This window comes from Photorhabdus australis DSM 17609 (genome assembly GCF_000711895.1).
GTDB classification, from domain to species: Bacteria; Pseudomonadota; Gammaproteobacteria; order Enterobacterales; family Enterobacteriaceae; genus Photorhabdus; species Photorhabdus australis.
This window is the reverse complement of the sequence record NZ_JONO01000003.1, coordinates 124,515-136,762: the sequence shown is the minus strand read 5'-3', so window position 1 is coordinate 136,762 and position 12,248 is coordinate 124,515. Positions and strand designations below refer to the sequence as shown.

At 38.9% G+C, this 12,248-nt stretch carries 5 protein-coding genes; all 5 read left to right on the top strand.

Annotation, left to right across the window (positions count from 1 at the left end; translation table 11 throughout):
• Positions 1 to 8: 8 nt before the first annotated feature.
• The 5 genes from BO26_RS00600 to BO26_RS00580 all read left to right on the top strand — a co-directional run bounded on the left by BO26_RS00600 (position 9) and on the right by BO26_RS00580 (position 11,545).
• The gene (locus BO26_RS00600; protein WP_036768090.1) at positions 9 to 3,536 is read left to right on the top strand and encodes a Tc toxin subunit A; all 3,528 of its coding nucleotides are present in this window, start codon (positions 9 to 11) and stop codon (positions 3,534 to 3,536) included.
• Positions 3,529 to 7,620 carry a Tc toxin subunit A-related protein gene (locus tag BO26_RS00595; protein ID WP_036768089.1) on the top strand — a complete coding sequence of 1,364 codons (4,092 nt, stop codon included), beginning with the start codon at positions 3,529 to 3,531 and terminating at the stop codon, positions 7,618 to 7,620. Before BO26_RS00600 ends, BO26_RS00595 begins: the two co-directional genes overlap by 8 nt.
• A 125-nt stretch (positions 7,621 to 7,745) precedes the next feature.
• Positions 7,746 to 9,635: a glycoside hydrolase family 18 protein gene (locus tag BO26_RS00590; RefSeq protein WP_036768088.1), complete on the top strand. Its 1,890-nt coding sequence runs from the start codon at positions 7,746 to 7,748 to the stop codon at positions 9,633 to 9,635.
• A 401-nt stretch (positions 9,636 to 10,036) separates the two neighbouring features.
• A complete protein-coding gene (rnm, locus tag BO26_RS00585; RefSeq protein ID WP_036768087.1) occupies positions 10,037 to 10,897 on the top strand; it encodes an RNase RNM in 861 nt (286 codons plus the stop codon).
• Between the two features lie 27 nt (positions 10,898 to 10,924).
• The gene (locus tag BO26_RS00580) at positions 10,925 to 11,545 is read left to right on the top strand and encodes an L-threonylcarbamoyladenylate synthase (RefSeq protein ID WP_036768086.1); all 621 of its coding nucleotides are present in this window, start codon (positions 10,925 to 10,927) and stop codon (positions 11,543 to 11,545) included.
• Positions 11,546 to 12,248 lie beyond the last annotated feature (703 nt).

Here is a 12,248-nt window from a genome sequence, read left to right as displayed (position 1 = left end):
ATAATACAATGGATAAATATAAAAGCATTTCTCGTGAAAAACAGGATATAACAAAAGTATCGCCATTATTAACTGCGGTGGCAGAGGTAAAATTACCAAAATCACCATCAAGTTATATGTTGTTAAATTCAGTACAGCAAAAAAATAGCGCTACAGCCACATTGGTAAATACACTCCAGCGTCTGGGATATCACTCAATTTTTGATATTGTTGAAGTATCAAAGCAGAGATTTATTAAACGCCATAATGAATCTCTATCAGGCCATGCTGAGGTTATTTTTGATAAAGCTGTGAGTGCGGCGAATCAATTAGTACAAAGTTATCGGCAAAAACAACTGAGAGATTACGATGGTGCAATATTAGAGAAAGCGAACCATCAGGCAAGATATTTTTCTTATAGCAATAATAATCCAGAGGAAAAAGAAAAATTACCTGATTACAGCAACTTATTTCCGGAGCCATGGGATAATTTCTGCCAGCCAAATGCTATTGAGGCCCTTGATAGCCCGGTAAATTACCTGCTTGATCTTTATAAATTTGTACAACAAATAGAGTTAGATGGCTCTAATAATGCCGTGGGGTTGGAGAAAAGGCGTGCTGATATTCCTGAGCTATTACTTAATAGTGATAATCTTTATAAAGAAATCACGGCAATATCTATTGTGAATGATGTTTTGTCGAAAAGTGCCAGAGAATATATTGATCAGACAGGACAGGCGGAAAAATCGGTTAATCAGGTTTTAGGCGAGACCCGATTTCCCTTTATATTACCTTATAATTTGCCGTCTCAACAGATCAATAAAGGTTTAACCGAAAAAGAGACTGAATTAGGTACAATTATTCAGCAAGTGGATCAGCAATTTCCCTGGCATATTTCAGCTGAAAAATGTGATCAGGTTTTATTTGCTTATACTCAATTAAGTAAAGAACAAATGACTTTACTGGCAGAGAAAAGTCCATTTGTGCAAAACTTTTTATCACGTGAACAACTTATTAAGAGTTATTTTAGTACAAGTACAACAGAAGTATTTCCTGAGCGTGATATTTCAAAACATGCTTATATTATTCTCGCTGATGGTAATGTCACTGGTCCGACATCGTTAAGTGATAATGTTGATAAAGCCTATGATGAGATTGTTATTACTTGTGAAAATAAAGCAAAAGAGACGATAAAAATTAAACTTCGTGGTGAAAATATTCTGACCTATCATCGCGTAAAAGCGAGGATGGAACCATTTAATAATGCATCACCATTCAGCAGGAAATTAAAGTTAACTTATGTAGAAAGCGATAATAGTGAAATTAGTAATTTAGATAATGGTCCTTTCTTTGGTGAAATGACAGTTTATGCTGCGGTACCCAAAGAGAACACAAATAATACTTCGGTAGATATTGAAGGCGTTAATTTCCTGACCATGACTTACCGTTTTGCTATTGCTAAACAAGGCACTGAACAATCAAAATTATTGCCAGAAGCAGAACAATTTTTCCAGGATAATTATGGTATTTCTGCGGATGACAGTGTGAAATTAAAAGGGGTTCTGTCTTTTGGTCAACAAACAGGATCAAAAGTGACAGATCTCGAACACTTATTTAGTAGTGGTGATTTTCGGCCTTTAGTCTCGCCAAATGTGGTATTTTCTAACCCTATTTTCGATAGTGGCCAAACATCAGAACACTTTCCAGCACCTTATCATTATGGTGGTGTTTATATCAATGCGGGTCAGTTAGATGCATTAAGTATTGTGAGAATGGATAATGGACGCGAAATAGATGCAGTTTCTAATTTTCGTTATGATCGAATGAACCGCTTTATTCGTTTACAGCGGTGGTTAGCGTTACCTTATCATCAGCTTGATTTATTAATAGTTTCAGCAATAAAAGCTGAAACTAAAAATACTGATCTGACTATCTCTAATAATACATTGAGAGCATTAGGTCTATTCCGCCATTTATCGACACAATATAAAGTATTACCGGAGGTGTTTGCCGGATGGATATATCAGGTTACACCATTTGCTGTCAGCAATAATATTCCATTTTTTGATCAACTGTTTAATCGATCTAAACTTTTTGACCAACCTTTAATTCTGGATGGGAAAGAATTTAACTATAAAGAGAATCAAGGAGAAGGTGCGAAAACCGTTAAACAATTGTGTGCTGGATTAGCGATTTCTTTATCCACATTTCAAGTGATTGCGCCTGTTGTTGAGAATGCATTGAAGCTTCCTTCTGGCAAATTAGTGCGTAATCTTGATGTCGTATCCAGACTTTATCGTCTGGTAACAATTCCACGATTGTTTGGTTATTCTGCGGAAGACGGATTGATTCTGGCGGATATTTTAACGGATAAAAACGAATATCTGGCAAAGATACCGGCTTTAGGAGAGAAGAATGACATCCTCAGTGTTATTGCTCAAATGGAAGTTTTGACTTCTTGGTTGACTAAAACAAAACTGACACCGATCAAACTTTCCTTATTATTAGGTAAAACTCAGCTTCCAGTGGTGCCAACAAGTGGCATGTTAACCTTTTATAAAGGAATTTCTGACGGTCTTACTGATAATGTGCGTTTACAACAGTCTGATTTTAGTCGGCAAGAAATAAATAATATAGATTGGTGGGGTATTCTGTCAGATGAAAATGGCGTTTTCGATAAGGATAACGGTTTAATCAAAGATATTCCATTGATATGGGGAAAAACAGATGAAGAATCTTTGCGGAAAAAGATTGAAGATATTTTAAATGAGAAGAATATAAGTCCAGATAACAATCAAATTAATATCGTCGTGCAGATCATACTGCAAGCTAAAACCGCACAAGAGAGTCTATTATCTAGCGCTATTGCAGGTGAATATGGGGTATCAAGAGATATTGTTACACTACAACTGCGCTGGTTAGGAAGCGGTGTCTATTCAGTTCTGAAACTAGTATTAGATAATACGCCAGAAAAAGTGGAAGATATTAAAACAGATTTTCTGGATTTGACCTATAGATTGTTAGTTTACACTCAATTAATTAGTGCGTTAAGTATAGGTAATAATTTATTGCTATTGCGCCTGACAAGTCCTAGATGGCTTGGACTAAATATAGATGAAACAACAAAAATATCATTGTCGTTAGATGAAATTTTCCTGTTGAATCGCTATCAAGATTTACTGGAAAATGCGAAACAGAATGAAGATAAGATTCAGGAATATTTTACTTTCGCTAACAGTGAAACTTTATCGAAGACGGAAGAGGATGATACGCATTATAAATGTGCGCAATTGCTGGCTGAAATTTTAGATTGGGACCCTGATGAGATTTATCTTGCTTGTGAAAAAGCAGGGTTAGAAAAAAAACGTGCGATGACCTTATCTCAAATAGATTGGATACGAAGGTTACAACAACTTTCTGTGAAAACCAATTTATCCGTTGAGCCTTTATTAGGTGCTGGCGTACTTAACGTTAATTCAGATTTTGAAGCTTTCCAAAGCATCGGTGAAGCGGTAATGGCTGCATTAAAAGCGCAAGGAGATAATGAGAATGTCTAATTTAATTGAAGCAAAATTACAGGAAAGTTTGCGTGATGCATTAGTTGACTTTTATCTTGGTCAGATTGTTCCGCATGATACCGCTTTTCAATCTCAGCGTGAAAGAATTAAAGACGTTGATGACTTGTATGATTTTTTATTGTTAGATACTCAGGTTTCTTCTAAAGTAAAGACAGCCCGTGTCGCACATGTTACTCAATCTGTACAACAATATATTAACCGTATTGTTTTGAATTTAGAGTCAGGTTTATCGATGACTCAGGAAGAAGCAGATAATTGGCAGGAGTTTGCTAATCGTTATGGTTATTGGGCGGCCAATCAACAACTGGCTATTTACCCGGAAATCTATGTTGATCCTACATTACGCTTAACCAAAACGGAATTCTTTTTCCAACTTGAAAGCGCACTTAATCAAGGCAAGCTCACCGATGATGTTGCGCAGAAAGCGATATTAGGATATTTGAATAACTTCGAAGAGGTCAGTAACTTAGAGGTTATTGCTGGCTATGAAGATGGTATTGATATTGCTGATGATAAGATCTATTTCATTGCTAAAACACGCACTCAACCTTACCGTTATTTTTGGCGAACTTTAGATGCCAAACAGCGTAATAACCAGACTGATGAACTTTATCCTACCGCATGGAGTGAGTGGAAGCTGATTAATGTTCCTTTAGAAAATGCGTATAACGGTATTGTTCGTCCAATTATCCTCAATAACCGGTTATATATTAGTTGGTTTGAAGTATCTGAAGAAAAACAAAATGATAATATTATTAAGTATCGTACCAGGCTTAACTTGGCTCATTTAGCGTTTGATGGTACCTGGAGTACCGGGACTACCGTTCGTGAAGATTTGCTCGATCACGCAATGAAAGAATTAATTGCGGTTCTCGATCGTACCGGGGACGTTGAACGTTTAGCGTTGGTCGCATTTGTGCGCTTGAAAGGGACGGATCAGGGAACACCGTACGATTATGATGAAGTTTTCACCTACGTTTGTGACAACTTATTAATGGAAGCAACGGATTTGCCCAAATCCACTTCAGAAAAGTTGTCTGATTTGGATGCATATGGTGCTGCTTTAGTCTGGTTCTATTTCCGGGAGCCTTTAAATGGCGGGCCGGATGAATATAAGCAATTGGTTCTTTATCCCGTTAATAATAATATGAAGTGGCCGATAGCCGAACCACCAACATTTGAAGGACAACTGGGTAAAATAGACGATTTCAAGCTGGATGCGACTTATGTTGACGGGACATTGAATATGTATCTTACGTCCACTTCAACGTATAAATATGATTTTAGTAGAAGTAAGAATATCCTTTATTGTATTTGGCTGGAAGATAGCAAAGGTGAACGCTGTTGGCTTGAGTATAAAAAACTTACTCCAGAAAATTATGATCCAAAGCTGAGTGTCACATTGAACCGTTGTGATAAAAGTGACATAACAGTTGTGACGGGTTTTAGTTTGCCGTCAGAAACTGGAGATATTGCTGGTAAAATTAAAACTAAACTCAGTGTAGGTAAATTGCTCCGAGACAAGGTTCAAATTAAGCAGACTAAACAAACTCAGTATTTGCAATTTCCAAAAGAAGAGCAACCAGAGGAACCATTAGAAAGTTGGTATTCTGACAAGGCAATTCGTTTAAATACCTTGTTTGCGAAAGAATTAATTAGTAAGGCGAGTCAAAAACTGGATAAAGTTCTCAGTTGGGAAACGCAAAATATTCATGAAGAGCCGATTGCCGGTAGTGTTTCAAAACCTATCGATCTCAAAGGAGCAAATGGTATTTATTTTTGGGAATTATTCTTCCATATGCCATTTATGGTGGCCTGGCGGTTTAATGTGGAACAACGTTATGAGGAAGCCAGCCGCTGGATTAAGTTTATTTTTAATCCTTTTGAAAGTGATGATGAACCGGCGTTGAAACAGGATAAGCCACGTTATTGGAATAGTCGCCCGATAATTGACGAGCCTAAAAGATTACGTAGTCTGGTAGAACCGGCTGATCCTGATGCAATTTCTGCCAGTGAACCTATTCATTATCGTAAAGCTATTTTTAACTTCTACGTTAGAAATGTTATCGATCAAGGTGATATGGAATATCGCAAGCTACAACCTGCGGCCAAAACGTTGGCGCGTCTGAGCTATGCAACGGCAAGTTCATTATTAGGTGCACGTCCTGATCTCCAGTTAGCCAGTTCCTGGCAGCCAATAACCCTTGAGGATGCATCATATAAGAAGACTAGCGCGGTACGTGCATTGGAGATGATAAGTTACCCTTTGCCTTATACCCCGGTGGTTCATGATAAAACCATTCGTGCGCTGGATAATGATCTCTTTATGAAACCTATCAATGAAGAGTTAACAACCCTGTGGGATAGAATAGAGAACCGAATTTACAATTTACGGCACAATTTAACGCTGGATGGTAAAGAAATTTCTATGGATCTTTATGATTCGAAAATTTCTCCCCGTGGATTAATGGATCAGCGTTATCAACGGGTTGTTGCTGCCAGAAATGCCAGCAGAATGAATTTCAGAGTGCCAAATTATCGTTTTGAACCAATGTTGGCGCGAGCGAAATCGGGCGTCGATACATTGATACAATTTGGTGGCACGCTGCTAAGCTTGTTGGAACGGAAAGATAATCTGAGTTTTGAATCATTTCAGATGGTTCAGAATAATGATCTCTACCGTTTTGCTGTTGACCTCCAGCAACAAGATATCAATATTAACCAGGCCAGTCTCGATGCGTTGCAAGTCAGTAAACAGTCTGCTCAGGAGCGGTACGAGCATTATAAAAGCCTTTATGATGAAAATATTTCGTCAACGGAGCAGCAGGTGATTGAATTACAATCTCAGGCGTCTTCTGCATTGTTGGCTTCACAAGTCTCAAGAACGGCAGCGGCGGCATTGGATTTAGTTCCCAATATTTATGGATTGGCTGTTGGTGGCTCGCGTTGGGGAGCGGCTTTGAATGCGGTGGCTGAAATAGCAACCTTGAAACATCAATCTGATAGCACTAAAGCTGAAAGTCTCAGTGTTTCTGAATCTTATCGCCGCCGCCGACAGGAGTGGGAACTGCAATATAAACAGGCTGAATGGGAAGTAAAGTCTATTGATCAACAAATTAATATTCAGCAGTTGCAAGTGAGTGCAGCACGTAAGCGTTTGGCACAAGTTGAAGCGCAGCAGCAGCAATCTCAGGCACTATTAGCTTATTTCTCCAGCCGTTTTACTAATGAAAGTTTATATACCTGGATGATTAGCCAGATCTCAAGCCTTTATTTGCAGGCTTATGATGCTGTTTCATCGTTGTGTTTATCTGCACAAGCTTCTTTACAGTATGAGCTTGGGCTAGGCGAGCAGAATTTTATTGATGGTGCGAGCTGGAATGATCTCTACCAAGGATTGTTGGTCGGTGAGAATTTGAAATTAGCTTTGCAACGTATGGAACGTACTTATGTTGAGCAAAATTCACGTAAATTGGAAATTATCAAAACGATTTCTCTTAAATCTTTATTGGGTGAGGAGTGGAATACAAAACTCCAAGCCTTGAAATCGCATAATCAAATTACGTTTAATTTGGATGAAACTAAACATTTCGTTCCTGATTATACGGGATTATTTAATCGGCGGATTAAATCAGTTTCAGTTACGCTACCTATGTTAATTGGTCCTTATGAAGATATCTGTGCTAAATTAAGTTTGTCGGGTGTGAGTAGTTATACAACAAAAGCCGATCTTAAAACCGTTGAAAAGATGTTGAAAGAGGGAACGCGTGCGGAAACCCCTTATACGGTCCGCAGCATCCAGCCAAATCAACAAATTGCTTTATCTACAGGTATTAATGACAGCGGAATGTTTACACTTAATTTCGATGATGAACGTTTCTTACCCTTTGAGGGAGTGGGGGTAGGCTCGAGTTGGAATTTCCAATTTACCAATACCTCGCAAGATTTAGAAAGTCTGACCGATGTGATTCTTCAGATTCGATATACCGCGCAAGAAGGGCCTGCATCATTTAGCTCGGCTGTTAAGGCATTATTGAGTAAGGAAAATCCAGATTTGTCATGACGGGAGTTAAGCACTAAATGAATCAGTGATCTGAATCTAAAATGCTTACTCGTTATCATTAACATTTAAATTAGCCTCTTCTATCCATGAGGAGGCTAAATAATAAATCGCATTGGAGTTTATAAATGGTAAACAAATATACTTATACCTCATCGAAATCCATGTCCGACGTAAGTGATATTATTGGTGAACCATTAACTGCATGGAAAAATCAGGCCGGTGGGCAAGTTTTTAATGTTATTTTTAATAGTGGTGTTTATACCAATACCTATTGGGTTGAACGCTGGCATGTTCCCGATCCATCATCTAAAGATGGAGCGCCGCACAATGCCTGGAAATATATTCGTCCGGCAACGGAAGACGAAATAAAGCAGCACGGAAATCCTACAGATGGAAGTGTTAATCCAACTGAAGATATTCCTTCACCGGTTTTGCAGCAGGATACGATTACAGAACAAACCTATGAAAGACCGGATGTTAATTTTAAACCTGATGGTTCAGCGGGCAACCTTTCTTATACTGCGACGCGTGTTTGTCGTCCGATGTTTAATGAATATGAAAGCGATAAATCCAGACCAAAACTTTCTGCTTATATTACTGATTGGTGCCAATATGATGCGCGCTTAGATGGTAAAAATGAAGAAGCTGATAAGCGGGGAAGAGGATTTGATTTAAGCACGATCAATGTAGTTGCCTATGATAAATTAATATTCAGCTTCTTGGGTATTTACGGTGATACTGGTGTAAAAGGGGATAAGATCAAAGAAGTTGCCGATGGCTGGAATAGCCAGAGTGAAATCAAAATTACAGAAGGTCATATTGTTCCTCTTGATCCCTATGGTGATTTAGGGACAGCCCGTAATGTGGGATTACCGGAAGAAAGTGCTAATACTGATATCGGTCCGGGAACATTTTTACCTTATTATCAGCAAAAGAGAGCTTCTGGTTTATTAGGTGGATTGCGCGAATTACAAAAAACGGCGCGTTTAGTTGGCCATAAACTTGAATTAGCTTTTAGTATTGGTGGTTGGAGTATGTCTGGTTATTTCTCCGTGATGGCGGCTGATGCGGCACTGCGTCGTGTTTTTGTTGACAGTATTGTTGATTTTTTTGAGCGTTTTCCTATGTTCAGTTGTGTTGATATTGACTGGGAATATCCCGGAAGCCCGGGTGAGGATGGTAATGTTATTAGTGATAAAGATGGAGAACATTACGCTCTGTTAATTAAAGAATTACGTGAATCTTTGGATAGCCGATTTGGACGAGAGGATAGAAAAGAGATTTCCATTGCTTGTAGTGGTGTAAAAGCGAAATTAAAAACCTCTAATATTGCTGAATTAGTCAAGAATGGTCTGGATAATATTTATTTAATGAGTTACGACTATTTTGGTACCGGATGGGCGCCTTATATCGGCCATCATACTAATCTTTATTCACCAAAAGATCCTGATCCATCAGATGCGTCTGATTTATCTGCGGAAGTTGCTATCAATTATTTATATCAGGAGCTTGGCATACCTTTGGAAAAGATTCATTTAGGCTATGCTAACTATGGACGTGCAGGTAAAGGAGCAAATCTTGAGAACCGAGAATATGATAAAACTGGCAATGCATTAGGAACAATGGAAAAAGGTTCACCTGAATTCTTTGATATTGTTAATAATTATCTGGATACTGAACATACTCTTGCTACCGGAAAAAGCGGCTTTGTGTTAATGACGGATACCAATGCCGATGCCGATTTCTTATTTAGTGAAAAAGAAGGGCACTTTATTTCATTAGATACGCCGCGCACGGTGAAGCAGAAAGCGGAATATGTCACTAAGAATAAACTGGGCGGTATATTTTCTTGGTCAGGCGATCAGGATTGTGGTTTATTGGCGAATGCGGCCAGAGAAGGGATGGGGTATATTGCTAAATCTAATGATGAGATTATCGATATGGGGCCACTTTATAATCCGGGTAAGCCCTATTATTTGAAATCTATTGGCGAAATAAAGAAGAATTCTGATTAGTCCTTTTTTTAATGCTTAAATTGAAAGCCGGAATCAACTCCGGCTTACTTTCAACATTGAAACCCATCATTGCACTTTTCCTGTCTCTGTCGGCTTATCTGTTATTATTGACCTAGTTAGCGTGAAATTAGTGTCTTATTGTGTATACCTGTTATCTTTCAAGTTGCCTCTTTGTTGGTTGTACTCACTCACCCCAGTCACATCGTTATCTATGCTCCTGGGGATTCGCTCCCTTGCCGTCGCGATGCATCTTGAAATCTATTGGGTATAGATTTAATTCTTGTTTTTAATTATTTAATTGATTTTAAATAGATTTATTTGTTTTTGATGTAAAGCACGGTTATTTACCGTTAAGCTATCGTCTCATATGTCCCAAATTTATTCAGGCAGAGAAAGAGATAATGACAAATTCAGCCACTGAGTTAGTAACAATTTATGATCTGCATAGCCATACGACTGTATCGGATGGTTCACTTTCACCATCGGAGTTGGTCGAAAGGGCAGTGGCAATGGGCGTTAATGTATTGGCCGTGACTGATCATGATACGACGGACGCTATTCCGTTAGCTCATGAACATATCAGCCAACATAATTTGCCGTTAAAACTCATATCAGGCGTTGAGATATCGACTTTGTGGCAAAATATGGAGATTCACATTGTGGGATTGAATATTGATATTCAGTCAGATGCAATGATTGAATTACTTGATAAACAATCTGAACTCAGGAAAGAACGGGGAATTGAAATAGGTCGCAGACTGGCAAAGGTAGGTATTCCCGATGCCTGGGCAAGGGCAAGCCAATTAGCGAGTGGTGGACAAGTGACACGCGGCCATTTTGCCCGCTATTTAATCGAAATCGGTAAAGAGCCAACGATGGCGAAAGTATTTAAGAAATATTTGGCGAAGGGAAAAATCGGATACGTTCCACCGCAATGGTGTACAATTGAACGCGCTATTGATGCCATTCATCAATCAGGCGGGCAGGCAGTCATTGCGCATCCAGGGCGGTATGATTTATCTACTAAGTGGTTGAAACGGTTGATCGTCTGGTTTAAGCAGCATGGTGGTGATGCGATGGAAGTTGCACAGTGCCAGCAGGCGCCTAACGAGCGGCAATATCTCGGCCAATTGTCACGGGAATATGATTTGATGGCATCGTTAGGTTCTGATTTTCACCAGCCTTGTGCATGGATAGAGTTAGGGCGTAAATTGTGGTTACCCGGTGATGTGGTACCAATATGGCGCAACTGGTCACTGTAGTGGCTGCATAAAATTAAGAGGTAATTTATGAGCCAGTTTTTTTATATTCATCCTGATAATCCGCAGCCGCGTTTAATAGGGCAAAGTGTGGATGTGCTTAAAAAGGGTGGGGTAGTTGTTTATCCAACAGATTCCGGTTATGCGATTGGTTGCCATCTGGAAGATAAAGATGCAATGACTCGGATATGTCGTATCCGCCAGTTAGACAATCATCATAATTTCACTTTAATGTGCCGGGATTTGTCAGAAATATCGACCTATGCTTATGTCGATAATTCGGCTTTTCGTTTGATTAAGAACAATACGCCGGGTAATTACACGTTTATTTTGCGGGCGACGAAAGAAGTTCCTCGTCGTTTGATGAATGATAAGCGGAAAACCATCGGGTTACGTGTTCCATCTAATCCCATTGCTTTGGCGCTGCTTGAACAAGTGGGTGAACCATTGATGTCCACTAGCCTGATTTTGCCGGGCAATGATTTTGCTGAATCTGATCCTGAAGAAATTAAAGATAATTTGGGAAAACGGGTTGATCTGATTATTCACGGGGGTTATTTAGGGCAGCAACCTACAACTGTCATTGATTTAACTAATGATACGCCGGTTGTAATACGTGAAGGTGTAGGGGATATCACTCCATTTTTATGAGTTAAGCAGTAATTATTTTCAGGGTCTATATGAAGTCTGTGTATTATACATAGGCTTCATATTTTAGGTTTTTAATTTAATCGAAATGGTTATACCCAATAGATTTCAAGATGCATCACGGCGGCAAGGGAGCGAATCCCCAGGAGCATAGATAACGATGTGACTGGGGTGAGTGAGTGCAGCCAACAAAGAAGCAACTTGAAAGATGACGAGTATATTATTATTTTGAATTATTATGACTGAATAAATAAAACTATCATGTGGTTTTATCTTGGTTTTAATATTTTATCGCATTTAGGAATTTTCTTATCTTTTGAATGGATGGCTATTTATATATTAGGTAATCATGTCCAACCGATTGTCACAATAATATGTTTGTGTTCTTACGGCGAATTTAGCGGACTGAGTGATTTATTAGAATCATTGACTCTAAAATTGGTGTAGAATGGCCGGCTCGAACTAGAGTGTATGACCTGTTTTCTGACATTCTATACCCACAATAGATTTCAAGATGCATCGCGACGGCAAGGGAGCGAATCCCCAGGAGCATAGATAACGATGTGACTGGGGTGAGTGAGTGCAGCCAACAAAGAGGCAACTTGAAAGATAACAGGTATATGTTATAAAATGCATTTAAATCAGTTAGTTATGAGAATATTTTATCGTGACGTATTGATTGATATATAACACGACGCCTGTGAAG